Below are 17,916 nucleotides of genomic sequence, written 5' to 3' on the forward strand. Positions count from 1 at the left end.
TGGCGGGGGAAAAGAACGGTCCCCGCCCTGGCGACGGGGCCGCGGAGTTTACCATTGCCCGCCATGAGCACCGCATCTCCTCCGACCCCCGATCCCTCCGCCCCTTCCGCTCCCGTCCCGGTGGCCGCCACTCGGCTGCGGGTGGTGCTGGTCGGCACCCAGCACCCCGGCAACATCGGCTCGGCGGCCCGGGCGCTGAAGACCATGGGGCTGTCACGGCTGGTCCTGGTCGCCCCCGAGAAGGCGCCCAATGCCGAATCCAGCGCGCTGGCCGCCGGCGCCGACGACGTGCTGGAAGGCGCCCAGGTCCACGCCACGCTGGCCGAGGCCGTCGCCGACTGCCGGCTGGTACTGGGCTGCACGGCGCGCAGCCGCCGGGTCTCGCTGGAGGAGTTGCCGCCCCGGGTCGCGGCGCCGCGCGCCGTGGCCGCGGCGGCCGGCGGGGGCGAGGTGGCGCTGGTATTCGGCCGTGAACGCACCGGCCTGGACAACGAGGAGCTGCAGCTGTGCCACGCGGCCATCCACATCCCGGCCAACCCCGAGTACAGCTCGCTCAACCTGGCCGCGGCGGTGCAGGTGATGGCTTACGAGCTGCGCCTGGCGCTGCTGGGCGGGACCACGGCGACTCCGCCAGCGGCAGTCGCGCGGCCCGCCGGGGACGGGGATGCCGGCGACCCGCGCGACGAACCCGCCACCCACGCCCAGCTCGAAGGCTTCTTCGCCCAGCTGGCCGACACCCTGGACGCCATCGACTTCCACAAGGGCCGCGCCCCCGAGTCGGCCATGCGCAAGCTGCGGCGTGTGTTCCTGCGCGCCGACCTGGACGTGCGCGAGGTGCGGTTGCTGCGCGGGGTGCTGGCCGACGCCCAGCGCATGGCCCGCCTGGCGGGCGATGAATGATGCCGGGCGGCGGCCGGCGCCCTTGAGCCCGCTGGCACCGTATCCGCCGGGCGCGGCTTGCATTAGGCTCGCGCTCTGTCGTTGCCGTTGCCGGGGCCGTCCTTGATCGCATGCTTCAGTCGCCTGTTCGGCGTCGTGCTCGCGCTTGCGACCGGCGCTGCCATGGCCGCGCCGCCCCCGGCCTACGAGGACCCGGGCGTGCTGGTGCTGGGGCGCATCAGCGACGATCCCAAGTCCCACTACGAGCAGCTCAAGCCGCTGCTGGACTACGTGGTCCCGCGAATGGCCGATGTCGGCATCCGCGAGGGCCGCATCCTGATGGCGCGCGATGCCCAGCAGATGGCCAGCTACCTGCGCCGAGGCCGGGTGGACTGGGTCACGGAGACTGCCGGCACGGGCATGCTGCTGCGCGCGCGCGCCAATGCCACGCCGTTGCTGCTGACCGAGCGCGACGGCGTGCGCCACTACCACAGCGTGTTCTTCGCCCGGCGCGACAGCGGGATCGAAACGCTGGCCGACCTCAAGGGCCAACGCCTCGCGTTCCAGCTGCCGTCGTCCACCAGCGCATATTTCGTCCCGGCCGGCGAACTGCTGGCCGAAGGCCTGGACCTTGAAATCCTGCTCTCGCCGCAGGACCGCCTGCACTCCGACGCCGTGGGCTACCTGTTCGCCCGGTCCGAACTCAACATCGCGACGTGGGTGCACAAGGGCCTGGTCGACGTGGGCGTGATGAGCAACCTGGACTGGATCAACCCGCAGCGCATGCCGGCGGCGTTCCGCGGCGACCTGGAGGTGTTCGCGCGCAGCCCGGACTATCCGCGCGCCATCGAGCTGGTCCGCGGCGACATGGATGCGCGCGTGCAGGCGCGCCTGGCGGAGGTGTTGATGCAGGCCGCGGAGGACCCGGATGCCGGCGACGCGCTGCTCCGGTTCTTCAAGACCACGCGGTTCCTGCCGCTGGATGGCGATTCGCTGCGGGCGCTGGAGCGCATCGGCCGCGATGTCGAACGCGTGCGCGAGGACGTCGAATGAACGACCTGCGCCTCGGCCTGCAGGCCCGGTTCCTGGCGCTGATGGCGCTGGCGCTGGTGGCGGTGGTCGCGCTGATGGCGTTGATGCTGCACCGCCAGGACCGGATGCAGAACGAGGTCGAGGTCGTCAGCCGCGATGCGTTGCGTGGCGCCGTCGGCGACGGCCTGCGCCGGCGCGGCGAAGGCACGGTCAGCCAGCTGACCGAATCGTTGACCAACCCGCTGTACTACTTCGACCTGGACACGATCGGCGAAATCACGGCGGTGGCACTGCGCCAGCCGGGCACGCGCTACGTGATCGTGTTCGACGACGACGGCAACATCGTCCACGACGGCAGCGACGAGATCCCCAGCTACGGCAAGCGCATGGACGACGCGCTGGCCTACGAGGCCATCGCCGCCGCCGGGCTGCACACCCAGGTGACCGACGAGCTGATGGACGTCGCCTCGCCGATCATGATCGGCGAGGAGCGCATCGGTGGCGTGCGGGTGGGCTTCGACCTGGCGTCGGTGCGCGCCATGGAAGACGAGGCGGTCGCCGACCTGCGCGCGCGGCTGGAAACACTGGGCCGCCGCCACTTCTGGTGGATCGCGGCGCTCGGGCTGGGCCTGCTGGTGCTGGGCGCGGTGATGCTGTGGTTCACCCAGCGCTGGCTGGTGCGGCCGATCCGGGAGCTGGCCGATTCCGCGCGCTCGATCGAAGCCGGTGACTACGACATCGCGCCGCCCGACAGCGATCGCAGCGACGAGGTCGGCGACCTCACCCGTGCCTTCGGCCGCATGAGTCGCAGCGTCGCCCGGCACGACCGCGACATCCGCCGCATGGCGTACACCGACGCGCTGACCGGCCTGCCCAACCGCGTCGCCTTCCGCGAGGCGCTGGACCAGCGCCTGCTCCAACTGCAGGGCGCGGGCGAACCGCTGGCGCTGCTGTTCGCCGACATCGACGACTTCAAGCGGGTCAACGACACCCTGGGACACGACGCGGGCGACGAAGTACTGCTGCAGTGCGCACAGCGCGTGCAGGAAGTGGTCGCGCTGCATGGGGGCGGTGATTCGGTGTTGGCCCGGTTCGGCGGCGACGAGTTCGTGATCCTCACCCAGGCCGCGCAGGGCGCGTCGATCCGCAGCCACGCCAACGACCTCGCCGAGCGCCTAGTGGAAGCCACCCGGCAGCCGCTGGTGGTGCGCGACCGCCCGCTGTTCCTGGGTACGTCCATCGGCATCACGCTGTTCCCCGACGATGCCACCATCGCCACGCAGCTGATGAAGAACGGCGACATCGCGATGTACCAGGCCAAGGTGGCCGGCAAGAACTGCCACCGCTTCTACAGCCGGGCGATGGACCAGGCGGTCGAGCGTCGTGTGACGCTGGAGCGCGAGCTGCGCGGCGCCTGGGAGCGCGGTGAGCTGAGCGTGCTCTACCAGCCCGTCTACCACCTCTCCAACGGCCGCATGGTCGGCGCCGAGGCGCTGCTGCGCTGGCGCCATCCCGAGCACGGCATGGTCGCGCCGTCGGTGTTCATCGAAGTGGCCGAGCAGAGCGGGCTTATCGAGACGCTGGGGCCGCAGGTGCTGGAGACGGCGTGCAAGGACGCCGTGCGGTGGCAGAACCGGCGTGGCGAGAAAGGGCCGCTGTTCGTTTCGGTCAACGTCTCTCCGCGGCAATTGCGAAGCCCGGTCCTGCCGAAAGTGGTGGCCGATTGCCTGGTACGCACCGGTCTGGACGCGAGCTGCCTGCACCTGGAACTGACCGAGACCGCCGTCATCGGCGACGAAGCCCAGGTCAGCCGCCTGCTCGCGGAACTGCGCCAGCAGGGCGTGAAGATCTGGCTGGACGACTTCGGTACCGGCTTCTCGGGCCTGAGCCACCTGCGCCGCGTCCCCATCGACGGGGTGAAGATCGACCGCAGCTTCATCGCTGACATCCTGCGCGACCCCGACGACCTGGCGCTGACCACGGCCATCATCTCGATGGCGCATTCGCTCGGCATCACCGTGGTGGCCGAGGGCGTGGAGCGCGAGGGCCAGTACAACCTGCTGCGCGAACGCGGATGCGACCTGGTGCAGGGCTACTGGCTGGGCCACCCGCTGCCGCGCGAGGAGTTCGAGGCGCTGCTGGGTTAGGTGGTATCGGCGGGGTCCCGAGTGACCGCTTTTGCTCGTCATTCCCGCGAAGCCGGGAATCCAGTGACTTCGCTGTGGTGACGTAAAGCAACGTCACTGGGTTCCCGCCTTCGCGGGAATGACGGCATGGGTTTCGAGGTACTTCCAGGCCCAATCGAGCGACACCAAGGGCCGCGCGGTGCCTCTCCGGTTCGTCAGACCAGCAGGTCGATCCAGCGCGCCGCGGCCGCCACCAGGCTGCCCGACAGCACGCCGAACACCGCGATGGCCACCACCGCCGCCACCCATGCCACGCCCATCAGCCGTCCATCGCGCTCGAGCAGGGCGAAGGCGAACATCAGCAGCAGCGCGGCGAACAGGTAGTTGGTGAACGGGATCGGCAGCGCCAGCAGCACGCCCAGCAGCACCAGCAGCAACCCGGTGAACGCACTGGCCAGGCGATGGTCGAGCATCGCCGCCGCATGTGGTTTCACCACGCGCTCCAGCCGCGTCAGCCACGGCGCCAACAGGTCGCGAAAGCGCGCCATCGCATGGCGATGCGGCCCACGGCGGGCGATGAAACCCGGCAGCCACGGCTTGCGCAGGCCCACCAGCAGTTGCAGGCCGACCAGCACCACCAGCGGCCCGCTGATTGCACCGCCGACGCCGGGGATCGGAATCAGGCCCGGCAGGGTGGACACGAACAGCAGCATGCCGAACGAACGCCGACCCAGGCCGGTGAACACGTCGCCCAGCTGCAGCACCTCGTCGGGGTCGCCCTCGGCGAACGCGTCCAGCAGCAGGCGCGTGCCGGCCTCGGCCGGGTGGCCCGGACTAGCGCGTTGCGTCATCGAGCACCGCCTCGTCGTCGGTCACGCGCTGCAGCAACAGCTTGTCGATGCGCGGGCCGTCCAGGTCGACCACTTCCACCCGCCAGTCATCCCAGGTGAAGTGCTCGCCCACGTGCGGGATGCGGCCGAAGTGGGCGATCACCATGCCGGCGGCGGTGTGGAAGTCGTGCTCGTCCTCGTCGGGCAGGCGGTCGCCTTCGACCAGCTCGCGCAGGTCGTCCACGTGCAGCGAGCCATCGATCAGGTAGGACCCGTCCTCGCGCAGGATGACCGGTGCCTGGTCGGGGACCGACTCGTGCGACTGGATGCGGCCGATCACCGCGCCCATCAGGTCGTTGATCGTCACCAGGCCGGTGATGTCGCCGTACTCGTCGACCACCAGCGCCAGCGACTGCTGCTCTTCGCGGAAGATCTCCAGCAGCTTGAGCGCGTGGGTCGACTCGGAAACGAACAGCGTTTCGCGCAACCGGTTGAACAGGTCCGGCGTCGCGACGCCCAGGTCCTCCAGCAGCGACTTGGCCTCCAGGACGCCGACCACCTCGCGGTCGTTGCCGCGGTATACCGGGAAGCGCGAGAAGGGGCTCTCGCGCATCGTCGCCAGGTTGGCCTCGACCGACGCGTCGATGTCCAGCCAGGTGATGCGCGTGCGCGGCGTCATGATGCTTTCGGTGGTGCGGTCGCCGAGGCTGAGCACGCGGTACATCATCTTGCGCTCGTCGGCGTCGATGACGCCCTGCTCGTGGCTTTCGCTCACCAGCATCCGGATCTCTTCTTCAGTGACCTGCGCCGCTTCGGTCTTGTCCAGGCGCAGCAGCTTGAGCAGGAAGCGCGTGCTCATGCTCAGCAGCCACACGGCGGGCGTGGCCGCCTTGGCGACGGCATGCATCGGCAGCGCCACCAGGCTGGCCAGCTTTTCCGGTGCCAGCAGCGCCAACCGCTTGGGCAGCAGTTCGCCCAGCACGATGGTGAGGTAGGTGATCAGCGCCACCGCCAGCACCACGCCGACATCGCTGGCGTACTCGCCCAGTGCCGGCACGTTGGCGGCCAGCCAGAGGCCGATCGCGCGGCCGATGGCGTCGCCGCCGAACATGCCGGTGAGGATCGCGATCAGGGTGATCCCGACCTGCACGGTCGACAGGAAGCGCTCGGGGTGCTCGGCCAGCTCCAGCGCCTTGCGCGAGCTGCGGTGGGTGGCCCCCATCTGCTTGAGGCGGGGCTTGCGCGCCGTCACCACCGACATCTCCGACAACGCGAAGAAGGCGTTCAGGGCGATCAGTACCAGGACGATCATCAGCTCGACCATGTCGGCGCCTCCAGGCGGTCAGGAGCGGGGCGCGGGTCGGGCAGGGGACGCAGCGGGGTCGGACGCGCTGGGCGTCCGCGGGGCGTTCGAGGGTCGTCGTCCATGTGGATGCGGTGAGGGCGGGGGCGGGTATTGCAGTGAACGGGTGTCACGGTGAAGCGGTCCGATACTAGCAGGTCACTCCCGTGCAACCCGCGTGACAGCGGGGTGGCGCAAGCCGGCCGTTTCACGGCATTGCCGGCCTCCCGGCCCGCGCGATTGTCACCAAACCGTCATAATCGCGCCCGCAGACCGGCCGGGCCCTCCGCCCCGGCCTCCGAGAGAGGCTTCCACCGCATGTTTTCCCTGCAGACGATCTTCGGCCAAGGCAACCAGTTCTACACCCTGCTGGAGGACGCCGCGGTCGCTGCGCACGACAGCACCAAGGCGCTCCACGCCATGCTCAAGGCGGCCGACCGCCAGCCGTCGCTGGACGCGTTCAAGCTGGCCCGCCAGCGCGAGCGCGACGCCTCCGAGAAGATCAGCCAGTCGCTGGTCGACAGCTTCATCACGCCGATCGAGCGTGAGGACATCGAAGCCCTGGGTTCGGCGCTCTACAAGATCCCCAAGCAGGTCGAGAAGTTCGCCGATCGCTACTCGCTGGCCACCCAGCACTTGGCGCACATCGACTTCGCCCCGCGCGCTGCGATGCTCGAGCAGGCCGCCGGCGTGGTGGTGGAAATGGTGCGCAAGCTCAAGCTGATGAAGCTCGAGCCGATGAAGGCGCTGGGCGACCAGCTGCGTTTTATCGAGAACGAGGCGGATCGGCTGATGCTGGAGCTGTACCGCGAAATCTACTCCGGCAAGCTCGACCCGCTGCAGATGTTCCTGCTCAAGGAGTTCTTCGAGATCCTGGAGAAGGCCATCGACCGCTGCCGCGAGGCGGGCGTGGTGGCGTACGAAATCGTGCTGAAGAACTCCTGAGGCCGGCGGGATGCTGACGCTGGTCATCACCGTCGTGCTCGTCGCGCTGATCTTCGAGTACATCAACGGCTTCCACGACACCGCCAACTCCATCGCCACGGTGGTGGCCACCAAGGTGCTCTCGCCGATGCAGGCGGTGGGCCTGGCGGCAGGCATGAACCTGATCGGTGCGCTGGCCGGAACCGCGGTCGCCAAGACCATCGCGTCGGGCCTGATCGACGTGGGCGTGGTGGAGGTCGGCTCGCAACTGATCCTGTGCGCGCTGATGGGCGGCATCATCTGGAACCTCATCACCTGGTGGGTGGGCCTGCCGTCGTCCTCCTCGCACGCACTGATCGGCGGCCTGCTGGGCGCGGCGCTGGCCGCGGCGTCCAACGACACCGGCGCCATCATCTGGTCGGAGCCGGCCGAGCCGCTCTACAAGAGCGCAGGCGTGTTGTGGAAGGTCATCGTGCCGATGGTGTCCTCGCCGGTGCTCGGCTTCACTGCCGGCTTCCTGGTGATGGGCGTGCTGTTCTTCGTCATCTCGATGATGGCGCGCAGCGGCGGTGTGCTGGCACGCGCAGCCCGCCCGCGCTGGGTCAACAGCTTCTTTGGCAAGTTCCAGATCCTCAGCGCCGCCGGCATGGGCTTTGCCCACGGCATGAACGACGCGCAGAAGACGATGGGCATCATCGCGCTGGCGCTGGTGGGCGCGCAGGCCGCGGGCACGCTGGACGACCTCCCGGGCTGGCTCGCCTTCCTGCATCCGTCCGACGCCGCGCTGGCCGAGGGCGATATCGATACTTGGATCAAGATCACCTGCGCGCTGGTGATGGCCGCCGGTACCGCCGCCGGCGGCTGGCGCATCATCAAGACGCTGGGCCACAAGCTGGTCAAGCTGCACCCGATCCACGGCTTCGCCGCCGAGACCAGCGCCGCCTCGGTGATCCTGGCCGCCTCTTCGCTGGGTATCCCGGTGTCGACCACCCACAACATCTCCGCGGCGATCATGGGCGTGGGCACCGCCAAGCGCCTCAACGCCATCAAGTGGACCGTGGTGGAGAAGATGATCTGGGCGTGGATCCTGACCATCCCGATGGCCGGCGGCCTGGCCTACCTGATGTTCGTCGGCATGCGGTCGATCGGCTGGGCCTGATCGCGGTTTCCTTCGCGGGTAGCTGATGTAGATCCCGGAGCCGGCGCGCTGCACGCGTGCCGGCTTCTCTTTATGATTCGGGCGTCCCCGGGATGGGGGCATTGGCCCACGCCGCCGCACCGGTGGCCCGACAAGGATGTTGACGATGATGCCTTCCAGAACCCGAACAGGGCTGGCGCTTGCGAGCGCGGCCGCCGCCGGCGTGGCCGGCCTGTACCTCGCCGGTTGGCTGGCACTGGCGCTGCTGCAGGTCGATGCGCCACTGCGCTGGGACACGTGGTGGGGCTACGCGCGTGTACTGGACCTGCCACAGCTGGCGCCCCATGCCGGACGCGTGCGGCTGGCGGGATGGGTGGGCTTCGGCCTGCCGGCGCTGGTCGCGCTCGTGCCCGTCTTCCTGCTGCTGCGCCCGCGCAAGCAGGCGCTGCATGGCGACGCCCGTTTCGCCCGCGGTGGTGAACTGGCGCGGCTGGGCCTGCTCAAGCCATCCGACGATGGCCTGGTCGTCGGGCGACTGGGCCGCAAGCTGGTGCGGCTGCCGGGCCAGCAGTTCGCGTTGCTGGCCGCGCCGACGCGGTCCGGCAAGGGCGTGGGCGTGGTGGTGCCCAACCTGCTGGAGTACCGCGGCTCGGTCGTCGTACTCGACATCAAGCAGGAGAACTTCGACCTCACCAGCGGCTGGCGCGCCGCGCAGGGGCAGGCGGTCTACCTGTTCAATCCATTCGCCGAGGACGGACGCACCCACCGCTGGAACCCGCTGGCCTATGTCTCCCAGGACCCGTCGTTGCGCGTCTCGGACCTGCAGGCCATCGCGGCGATGCTGTATCCGGATGGCGACGACAAGCAGAAGTTCTGGGTCAGCCAGGCGCGCAATGCGTTCCTGGCGTTCGCGCTGTACCTGTTCGAGAACTTCGACGACCAGGTCGCCATCGGCATGCCCGAGTCGCTGTACCAGTTCCCGAACCTGGGGCGGTTGTTCCGGCTGTCGTCGGGCGACGGCACGGCGCTGCGCGACTACCTGCAGGCGCTGTCCCGGCAGCCGTTCCTCGGGGAGCCGGCGCGCAACGCATTCGCCACGCTGTTGTCGCAGGCCGACGAGACGCTCGCCTCCATCCTCGGCACGCTCAAGGAGCCGCTCAATCCGTGGGTAAGCCCGGTGCTGGACGCGGCCACCAGCGCCAATGATTTCCTGCTGACCGACGTGCGCAAGCGGCCGATGAGCATCTACGTGGCCATCGCGCCCAACAAGCTGGCCGAGGCCAGGCTCATCCTCAACCTGTTCTTCAGCCAGCTGATCCACCTCAACACGCGCGAGCTGCCGCAAGCCAACCCCGCGCTCAGGCACCAGTGCCTGCTGCTGATGGACGAGTTCACCGCCATCGGCCGCGTCGACATCATCGCCTCGGCCGTGGCGTACATGGCCGGCTACAACCTGCGCCTGCTGCCGATCATCCAGTCGTTGGCGCAGCTCGACGCCGTGTACGGCAAGGACGTCGCGCGCACGCTGGTGACCAACCACGCCATGCAGATCCTGTTCGCCCCGCGCGAACAGCGCGACGCCAACGACTACTCGGAGATGCTCGGCTACACCACGGTGCGCCGCCGCAACAGGACGCGCCAGCGCGGCCTGCGCCGCGACGTGTCGATCAGCGAGTCCGAAGAGCGCCGCGCGCTGATGCTGCCACAGGAGCTCAAGGCCATGGGTCCGAAGCAGCAGGTGCTGGTGTACGAAGGCCTCGCCCACCCGATCAAATGCACGAAGATCCGCTATTACGAAGACCGACATTTCACCGCGCGGCTGCTGCCGCCGGTGCACGTGCCGGCGTTGGCCCGCGAGGACGTGGGGATTGCGCGGACAGCGACGCCAGCAGCACGTCAGCCACCCGATCGGGCGGCCAGCGCAGCAGCGACGGGTTGACCTGCATCGCGAATTCCGTGGCCCCTGGCGGGCCGCCCGGCAGCAGCACGCCGCGCTGGGCAGCGCGCTCTGCCAGTGCGTCCAGGTCCGTGCCCGGTGCCGACAGGAAGAACCGGCTGGTGCCGCGCTCCAGCTTGCGGGCCTTGAAGCGACCGCTGGCTTCGAGCCGTGCGATCAGGAGGTCGGCCGCGGCCCACGCTTTCGCGTAGTCGTCCTCGTACCGCGCCAGATGCTGCGGCACCAACGCAAGCGTCGGCCATGCCTGCGGCAGCGAGGCACCGAACATCCGCCGCATGTGCGACAGCCCGCTGATCGTCGCCTCGTCACCGGCCAGCACCGCGCCGGCGGTGCCGTTGAAGTGCTTCCACAGCGACACGTACACCGTGTCGAACAGCGCGGCGATCCCGGCCACGCGGCGCCCGGTGTGGAGCGGCAGGTTGAACAGCCGCGCGCCGTCCAGGTGCAGTCGGATGCCGCGCTCGCGCGCATACGTCGACAATCGCTCGGTCTGCGCGAGGTCGGCCATGGCGTGGTCCAGTCGGCGTACCGGCGACTCGAGCGAGATGACGCCCACCGGGTTGGGCACGCGCCCGTGTGCCGAGCGTTCGACCCACGGCGCAACGTCCTCAACGGTCAGCGTCGCGCGCCCTTCGACGAGCGGCACCAGGTTGAGGCCGCTGAGCGTGGCGGCGCCGTCGCCGCTGTCGTTGTAGAGATGGCTGTCGGCCTGCACCAGCACGCGCCGGTCGGCGCCGGCCAATGTGCGCACCGCGAGGTGGTTGGCGAGCGTGCCCGACGGCAGGTAGACGGCGGCGGGCTTGCCCAGCCGCTGGGCGAATGCACGCTCGATGCCGGCCACCAGCCCGCCGTTGGAATACCCGTCCGGCGACCACCCGCCCGCATCGACCGCCGCCTGCAAATGGCGTGCGTACTGGGCAGGATCCAGCCCCAGTCCGTCGGACCAGAAGTTGACGGGCAGTTGCGAGGCCAGGCCGTCGGTCGGCTCCGAAGCGGCGGCCGACAGCCCGGGCCAGCCCAGCAACGGTGCGGCCGCCGTAACGCTGCCAGCGGCCAGGAATGCGCGTCGGTCCATGCGATCTTCCCTGCAGGTGTCGTTCCGGTCCCGGGCCTGCTTGCCTCAGTGGCCCCGCGTGGCGTCGTCGTCCGATGCCTGCGCCTCGCGCGCGATGCGCATCGCCTGCAACAGGAAGGCCAGCATCATGCCGATGCCCAGGACGATCAGCGCGATGCGCCACAGCCCGAGGCCGTCCATCACGATGCCGAGTGTGTTGAGGCTGATGCCGATCACCAGCAGCGGAATGCGCTGGGCGATCTCCGGATTCATGTTGTTGTCCATGTGCTCCCCCACGTGGAGGCTGGAGCCTAGCAGGAGGACCGGCGGTCTGTCCGTGCACTGCGGCACGGCAACGGTAATGCGCCAATCGCCCCTGTAGGAGCGACGTGAGTCGCGACCTCAACGCTCGGCCGAGGCTCGGTCGCGACTCACGTCGCTCCTACAACGGAGCCGACTGTCAGCCGGTCGCCGGCTCCGCCTTGCCGCCACGGAACCTCCGCGCGAACCAGTCGCCGACATCGTGCAGCACGGTATACGCCGCCGGCACCACGATCAGGCTGAGCAGGGTGGAGGTGATCAGGCCGCCGATCACCGCCCACGCCATCGGCGCGCGGAAGCTGGAATCGCCCGACAGGCCCAGCGCCAGCGGCAGCATGCCCGCGCCCATCGCCAGCGTCGTCATGATCACCGGCCGCGCGCGCTTGCGGCAGGCATCGACCAGCGCGTCGTGCTGCGACAGGCCGTGTTCGTCCTCGGCCATCACCGCGTAGTCCACCAGCAGGATCGAGTTCTTGGTCGCCACGCCGATCAGCATCAGCAGGCCGATCAGCGCCGGCAGCGACAGCATGTTCTGCGTCAGCAGCAGCGCGCCGAACGCGCCGCCGGCCGACAGCGGCACCGCGGTGAGGATCGTTACCGGCTGCACCGGGTGGTTGAACAGCAACAACAGCACCATGTAGATGCACACGATGCCCGCGGCCATCGCCAGCGCGAAGCCGGTGAACAATTCGACGAACACCTCGGCATCGCCGGTATTGAGGAAGTCCACGCCCGCCGGCAGGTTGTTGACGCTGGGCAACTGCTGCACTTCCTGCATCACCTCGCCCAGCGGCCGGCCGTTGAGCTCCGCCGTCAGGGTGACGTTGCGCTGGCGCTTGTAGCGCGAAATCACCGACGGGCCGCTGCCGGTCTCGATGTCGGCCACCGCCGACAGCGGCACCGGGCCCTGGTTGCCACGCACCTGCAGCTGGCCGACCAGCGACGGGTCGCGCAGGTCCTCGCGCGCGAAGCCGACGCGGATCGGGATCTGCCGGTCGGGCAGGTTGAGCTTGGCCATGCGCTGCGTGTAGTCGCCGGCCGTCGCCACGCGCGCGGCCTCGGCAATCGCGGCCGTCGATACGCCCAGCTCGGCGGCGCGCGCCGGGTCGGGCACGATGCGGATCTCGGGCCGCAGCAGCGAGGCCGACGACGAGATGCTGCCCAGGCCTTCAAGCTGGCGCAGGTCCCGCTCCACCGCCGCGGCGGCGTCGTGCAGCTTTTCCGGATCGTCGCCGGCCAGCACCAGTTGCATCAGCTCGCCCGGCTCGGCGCTGACGAAGCTGACACGGGTGCCGGGCAGGTCGGCCAAGCGCTGGCGAACCTCCTGCTCGAGCGCCTTCTGATCGCGGTCGCGGTCGTCCGACGGGCCCCAGTCCACCACCAGCGTCGCCTTGCGCGGGTCGCCGGTACCGGTGCGCGACGGGTCGCCCAGGTCCAGCACGCTGCCGACCATGGTGAAGACCTGCTGCAGTTCGGGGATCGCGGCCAGCCGCTCGCGCGCCTGCTCGGTCACTGCCACGGTTTCCTCGATCGGCGTGCCCGGAGGCAGCTCGATGCTGAGGTTACTGCGGCCCTGGTCGGAGGTGGGGATGAAGGTCGTCGGGATGAACGGCACCATCGCCAGCGACAGCACGAACAGCCCGAACGCGATCCACAGCGTGCGCGCGCGGTGCCGCAGTGCCGCGTCCACCCAGCCCAGGTAGCGCTTCATCAGCTTCGATTCGGCGACGTTGTCGGCGTGTGGCTTGAGCAGGTAGGCCGCCATCATCGGGGTGAGCAGTCGCGCCACCAGCAGCGAGAACATCACCGCCGTGGCCGCGGTCCAGCCGAACTCTCGGAAGAACTTGCCGGCGATGCCCGGCATGAAGGCCACGGGCACGAACACCGCCGCCAACGTCGCCGAGGTCGCGATCACCGCCGTGCCGATCTCGTCGGCCGCCTCGCGCGCGGCCTCGCGTGGCGTCTTGCCCATGCCCAGGTGGCGCACGATGTTTTCGATCTCGACGATCGCATCGTCCACCAGGATGCCGACCACCACCGACAGCGCCAGCAGCGTAATGATGTTGAGCGAGAAGCCCAGGAAGTAGATGACCGCGAAGGTGGGGATGATCGACAGCGGCAGCGCCACCGCGCTCACCCACGTCGCGCGCCAGTCGCGCAGGAACAGCCACACCACCACCAGCGCCAGTAGTGCGCCTTCCCACAGCATCGTCATCGACGACGAGTAGGAGCGCTCGGTCTCGTCGACCATGTTGCTGACCAGGTCGAACTCTACGCCCGGGTGCGAAGCGGCCAGGTCATCCAGCGTTTCCTGCACCTGCGCCTTGACGTCCAGCTCGTCCGAGCCGCGGCTGCGCGACACCGAGAAGCCCACGACGGATTCGCCGTCCAGCAGTGCCACCTGGCTGGGGTCGGCGGCGGCATCGCTGACGGTGGCGATCGACGACAGCCGCACCGCACGGCCGTCGGCCAGGCTGATGGTGTAGTCGCGCAGCTGGCGCACGTCCTCGACGGTGCCCACGGTGCGGATGGTCTGCTGCTCGCCGCCGATCTCGGTGCGCCCGCCGGGGCGCTCGACCTGGATCTGCGCGAGCTGCTGCGAGACCTCAGCCGCCGTCACCCCGAAGGCATGCAGCTGCTGCGGGTCCAGGTCGATGCGGATCTGCCGCTCGATGCCGCCGATGCGCGACACCTGCGCGACGCCGTCCACGCCGTAGAGCGCGCGCGACACGTCGCGGTCGACGAACCACGACAGCTGGTCGGGCGCCATCGACGGCGCCGACACCGCGTACGTCAGCAGCGCGCCGCCGATCTCGACCTTGCTGACCAGCGGCTCCTGGATGTCCTGCGGCAGGTCGGTGCGCACCCGCGTCACCGCGTCCTTGGTCTCGTCGAGCGCGGCGTCGATGTCCACCGACAGCTCGAACTCGATCATCGTCGTGCTGGTGCCCTCGGTCACCGTCGACACCACGCGCTTGATGTCGGGGATCGTCGCGACCGAGTCCTCGATGCGGCGCGTGACTTCCGTTTCCAGCTGCGAGGGCGACGCGCCCGGCTGCAGCACCGTCACCGTGGTCATCGGGAAGGCGATGTCCGGGAAGCGCGCCACCGGCAGGTTGATGAACCCCCAGATGCCGGCCACGCACAGCACGAAGAACACCATCACCGCCGGCAGCGGCCGGTTGATGGCCCAGGACGACAGCGTGCCGCCGCCGCTCATCGGGCGGGGGCCGTGTCAGCGGTGGCCGGGGTGGCGGCTTCGCCCGCGGCGTTGGGCGCCACCACGCGCACGCGGTCGCCATCGGCGAGGAAGCCTGCGCCGCGCGTCACCACCTGCGCACCTTCGGCCAGGCCGCCGCGCACCTCGACATAGCCGTTGTCGGCGGCGCCGCGCTCGATGCGCTTGATCGACACCGTGCCTTCGCCATCGACGACGAACACCGAGGGGAACCCGTCACGCAACACCACCGCCTCGTCGGGCACCACCGGCACCGTGGCCAGGCCCGTGTTGATGCGGCCCTCCAGGTACGTGCCAGGGCGCAGTGCACCGGGGTCGGGCAGGTCGGCGAACACCGTGCCGGTGCGGCTGGCCGCATCCACGCCCGGCGATACCGCCCGCACCACGCCCGTCACCATCGCGCCGTTGCGGTCGCGCAGTTCAACCCGGTCGCCGGGCTCCACCGCACCCAGGTCGGCGGCGGGCAATTCCGCGCGCCACTCCAGCGCGCCGTCCTTGATCAGACGAAGCAGTTCACTGCCCGCGGCGACCACCTGGCCGGGTTGCACGAGACGGGCCGAGATCACGCCATGGGCCGGCGCGCGCAGGGTGGCGAAGTCGCGACGCAGCTGCGCGGCGTCGCGCGCCGCGCGCGCCGTGCCGACGCGGGCCTCGGCCTGGGTACGGGCCGCACGCAATTCGTCCAGCGCCGAGGCGCTGATGTACTGGCCGCCGGCGAGCTGCTCGCCGCGGTTGAGGTTGGAGCGGGCCAGCGCCGCGCCGGCCTCAGCCTCGCGCAGGGCGGCCTGTGCCTGCGCCAGGTCCGACTCCAGCGTGCGCGCGTCCAAGGTGAGCAGCACGTCGCCGCGCGCGACCGCCTCGCCTTCATCGACATTGACCGACGTGACCCGCTGGCCGCTCAGCTCCACGCCCAGCTGCATCTCCTCGACCGCCGTGACCGGCCCGGAGGCGGTGATGGCGCTGGCGAGCTCACGGCGCACCACCGGCGCCGTGGTGACGGCCATGGTGGACGTGTCGGTGGCCGGTTCGGCCTCCTCGCCACCGCAGGCGGCGAGCGTCAGGGCAGCGGCAAGGGCAATCGACCAGGTCTTGAGCGGGACACGCATGGGCAAGGCGCCGGCAAAACGGCGGGCCAGTGTACTGGACAGTTTATTAATTCGGATTTCACCAAGCCGCGCCGCCATCTGCGGTGCGGACACGTCGCGTAGACCGTGTAGCCCGGGTAAGCGGAGCGCACCCGGGAGCCGTGTCACGCCGGATACACCCCGATCCCGGGTGCGGCTTGCAGCCTTACCCGGGCTACGCGGGGCCAACCCGACGACGCGCCCGCCAGCCGATCCACAGCCAACCCAGCGCCGCGCCGGCCAGGCCACCCCAGATCACACCCTCCGTGAACCGGTAGCCCAGTTGGTGTGTCACCGCCGCGCCGATCGCCATACCGACCAGCGCCAACCCCGCGACCTTGCGCTTCTCGCGTTCATGCCAGTCCTCGCGCGCCTGCCGCTCGCGGTTGGCCTTTCGCTCAGGAGTCGGCTGCAGGAAGGCGCGGGCAATGGCGTCGGCGCGGTCGGCATCCATGCGGGGCGGCTGCTTGTCCATAAGTGGCGTGATCCAGATCCGGTGGGCCGCAAGGATCGCACCGGGCCCCATCACCGGGCCAGCCGGGCGCGGCTACTCGGGCTGCGCGGCATCCGTGCTGTCGGCCGGCGGCGCCGCTTCAACCCCCCGTTCGCGCGCCATCATCACCAGTACGACCACGAACCCGAACGGCACGGCGAAGAACGCCTGCCACCACGGGCTGAGCCCGGCATCGCGCAGGCGGCGGGTGCCAGCAGCCAGCAGCGGCACCAGCGCGATGATCGCCACCAGTTGGTAGAGGCGCTCGTGGATCGTGGTGGCTACGGCGAACACCAGCACCAGGAACAGCAGGAACCACCAGTACGCCGCGCGGCCGGTGGTGCCGTGGAAGTCGGCGAAGCGCACCAGGCCGTCGCGCACCGCCTCCACAGCCGGGTTGGCGGCGACCGGTGGCGCCACGCCGTCTGCGACGATCAGCTCATCGGCGTCCACGCCGAACACGGCCGCCAGCGCCCGCACCGATTCCATCGACGCGTTGCCGCTGGACTCCAGCCGCTGCACGGTCCGCAGGTTCAACCCGCACGCGATGGCCAGCTGCTCCTGCGACCACTGGCGCCCGGTACGCAACTGCCGGACGCGGTCGGAGTGGATCTTCATCGGGCGGCCTGCCAGGGCGGTGGGGAGGGCGCCAACGTAGCCCAAACCCGGCGATCGCGTGACGGCAGAAGGACGGCAGCCTTGCGACAGTGCGGTGTCGGCGCCCCAAAACGGGGAAGGGGGCAGCGGGGCAACCGGTCAGCCGGCCGGCGCCGGCGCGTCCTTGTCCTCGTCCACCACGTAGTCCAGCAGGTCGCAATTGGCGGGCGGCCGGTCGTTGAGGAACACGCTGATGTCGCCGGTGACCTCCAGGATTGCGAAGTCCACCTGCGACAGCGACCGCGCGCCCTTGATGCGAAGTTCGGCGAACAGCTCGCGCCGGGTGGTGCGCTCGGAATTGAGCGCGTGCCAGTGGATCTCGCCATCCTTTACGAGGATGCGCGGCCGCGACTCCACGTAGTCGCGCACGGGGCGGAAGCGCTCGCTCAGGAACTCCACGCCCAGCGTCACCGCGGTCACGCCCAGCAGGATCACGGCGGCGTATGCGATCGGCACGTCGGGATACAACAGCGCATCGCCCGCCGCCGAACCCAGCGCAATCATCAGCAGGTGCTGCATCGGGCTCAGGTTCTGCTGGCCGTGCTTGCCCAGCAGGCGCAGGACCAGCAGCAGGATCGCGAAGACGATAAGGATCTTCAGGCCGATTTCCAGCATGTACGGCAGGGGCGGATCGCCCAGGAGCATGCGGTCCCAGTCGAAGACGGTGATGTCGGCTTTCATCGGTGGCTCCACGGCGCACGTGCTGAACGGGGAAGTGTCTGCCCCGGCCGGAAAGACGCGGTGAAAGCGCGCCTCGACGAAGCTGAAGCCTTCACCGTATCCACCGTTTCCATCACGGCG

14 protein-coding genes and 1 pseudogene are annotated in these 17,916 nt (G+C 69.7%); 6 read left to right on the forward strand and 9 right to left on the reverse strand.

Features of this window, described 5'->3' with window-relative positions:
- The first annotated feature begins 63 nt into the window (after nucleotides 1-63).
- From K6753_RS12835 to K6753_RS12845, 3 genes are all read left to right on the forward strand, one after another.
- Nucleotides 64-900 carry an RNA methyltransferase gene (locus K6753_RS12835; protein ID WP_223676854.1) on the forward strand — a complete coding sequence of 279 codons (837 nt, stop codon included), beginning with the start codon at nucleotides 64-66 and terminating at the stop codon, nucleotides 898-900.
- A gap of 162 nt (nucleotides 901-1,062) precedes the next feature.
- Nucleotides 1,063-1,932 (forward strand): phosphate/phosphite/phosphonate ABC transporter substrate-binding protein, encoded by an 870-nt coding sequence (locus K6753_RS12840; protein ID WP_223676900.1) that lies wholly within the window; start codon nucleotides 1,063-1,065, stop codon nucleotides 1,930-1,932.
- Nucleotides 1,929-4,058, forward strand: coding sequence for a putative bifunctional diguanylate cyclase/phosphodiesterase (locus K6753_RS12845; protein ID WP_223676855.1), 2,130 nt, complete (start codon nucleotides 1,929-1,931; stop codon nucleotides 4,056-4,058). Before K6753_RS12840 ends, K6753_RS12845 begins: the two co-directional genes overlap by 4 nt.
- 194 nt (nucleotides 4,059-4,252) lie before the next feature.
- Here K6753_RS12845 and K6753_RS12850 read toward each other — a convergent pair whose 3' ends face one another.
- Nucleotides 4,253-4,888: an exopolysaccharide biosynthesis protein gene (locus K6753_RS12850; RefSeq protein ID WP_223676856.1), complete on the reverse strand. Its 636-nt coding sequence runs from the start codon at nucleotides 4,886-4,888 to the stop codon at nucleotides 4,253-4,255.
- Nucleotides 4,872-6,191, reverse strand: coding sequence for a hemolysin family protein (locus K6753_RS12855; protein ID WP_223676857.1), 1,320 nt, complete (start codon nucleotides 6,189-6,191; stop codon nucleotides 4,872-4,874). The genes K6753_RS12850 and K6753_RS12855 overlap by 17 nt, the downstream gene beginning before the upstream one ends.
- 336 nt (nucleotides 6,192-6,527) lie before the next feature.
- On the opposite strand from K6753_RS12855, the gene K6753_RS12860 reads away from it, so the two are divergent.
- The 3 genes and pseudogenes from K6753_RS12860 to K6753_RS12870 all read left to right on the forward strand — a co-directional run.
- On the forward strand, nucleotides 6,528-7,154 hold the full coding sequence (locus K6753_RS12860; RefSeq protein ID WP_223676858.1) for a DUF47 domain-containing protein: 627 nt from the start codon (nucleotides 6,528-6,530) through the stop codon (nucleotides 7,152-7,154).
- 10 nt (nucleotides 7,155-7,164) lie between these two features.
- Nucleotides 7,165-8,292, forward strand: a complete 1,128-nt coding sequence (locus tag K6753_RS12865; RefSeq protein ID WP_223676859.1) for an inorganic phosphate transporter — start codon at nucleotides 7,165-7,167, stop codon at nucleotides 8,290-8,292.
- Nucleotides 8,293-8,440: 148 nt separating this feature from the next.
- Nucleotides 8,441-10,120: pseudogene (locus K6753_RS12870) on the forward strand (type IV secretory system conjugative DNA transfer family protein); the annotation flags it as partial.
- Here K6753_RS12870 and K6753_RS12875 read toward each other — a convergent pair.
- The 7 genes from K6753_RS12875 to K6753_RS12905 all read right to left on the reverse strand — a co-directional run bounded on the left by K6753_RS12875 (nucleotide 10,080) and on the right by K6753_RS12905 (nucleotide 17,796).
- Nucleotides 10,080-11,303, reverse strand: a complete 1,224-nt coding sequence (locus K6753_RS12875; RefSeq protein ID WP_223676860.1) for a threonine aldolase family protein — start codon at nucleotides 11,301-11,303, stop codon at nucleotides 10,080-10,082. The pseudogene K6753_RS12870 and the gene K6753_RS12875 sit on opposite strands and share 41 nt — an antisense overlap.
- A gap of 45 nt (nucleotides 11,304-11,348) precedes the next feature.
- A complete protein-coding gene (locus tag K6753_RS12880) occupies nucleotides 11,349-11,567 on the reverse strand; it encodes a hypothetical protein (RefSeq protein ID WP_223676861.1) in 219 nt (72 codons plus the stop codon).
- Nucleotides 11,568-11,742: 175 nt separating this feature from the next.
- On the reverse strand, nucleotides 11,743-14,823 hold the full coding sequence (locus K6753_RS12885; protein ID WP_223676862.1) for an efflux RND transporter permease subunit: 3,081 nt from the start codon (nucleotides 14,821-14,823) through the stop codon (nucleotides 11,743-11,745).
- Nucleotides 14,820-15,947: an efflux RND transporter periplasmic adaptor subunit gene (locus tag K6753_RS12890; protein WP_223676863.1), complete on the reverse strand. Its 1,128-nt coding sequence runs from the start codon at nucleotides 15,945-15,947 to the stop codon at nucleotides 14,820-14,822. Before K6753_RS12890 ends, K6753_RS12885 begins: the two co-directional genes overlap by 4 nt.
- Nucleotides 15,948-16,140: 193 nt before the next feature.
- On the reverse strand, nucleotides 16,141-16,440 hold the full coding sequence (locus tag K6753_RS12895) for a hypothetical protein (protein WP_223676864.1): 300 nt from the start codon (nucleotides 16,438-16,440) through the stop codon (nucleotides 16,141-16,143).
- 72 nt (nucleotides 16,441-16,512) lie between these two features.
- The gene (locus K6753_RS12900) at nucleotides 16,513-17,076 is read right to left on the reverse strand and encodes a DUF805 domain-containing protein (protein ID WP_223676865.1); all 564 of its coding nucleotides are present in this window, start codon (nucleotides 17,074-17,076) and stop codon (nucleotides 16,513-16,515) included.
- A gap of 138 nt (nucleotides 17,077-17,214) precedes the next feature.
- Nucleotides 17,215-17,796 (reverse strand): DUF421 domain-containing protein, encoded by a 582-nt coding sequence (locus K6753_RS12905; protein ID WP_223676866.1) that lies wholly within the window; start codon nucleotides 17,794-17,796, stop codon nucleotides 17,215-17,217.
- Nucleotides 17,797-17,916 lie beyond the last annotated feature (120 nt).

It is taken from the genome of Novilysobacter selenitireducens, assembly GCF_020026895.1.
Lineage (GTDB): Bacteria > Pseudomonadota > Gammaproteobacteria > Xanthomonadales > Xanthomonadaceae > Lysobacter_C > Lysobacter_C selenitireducens.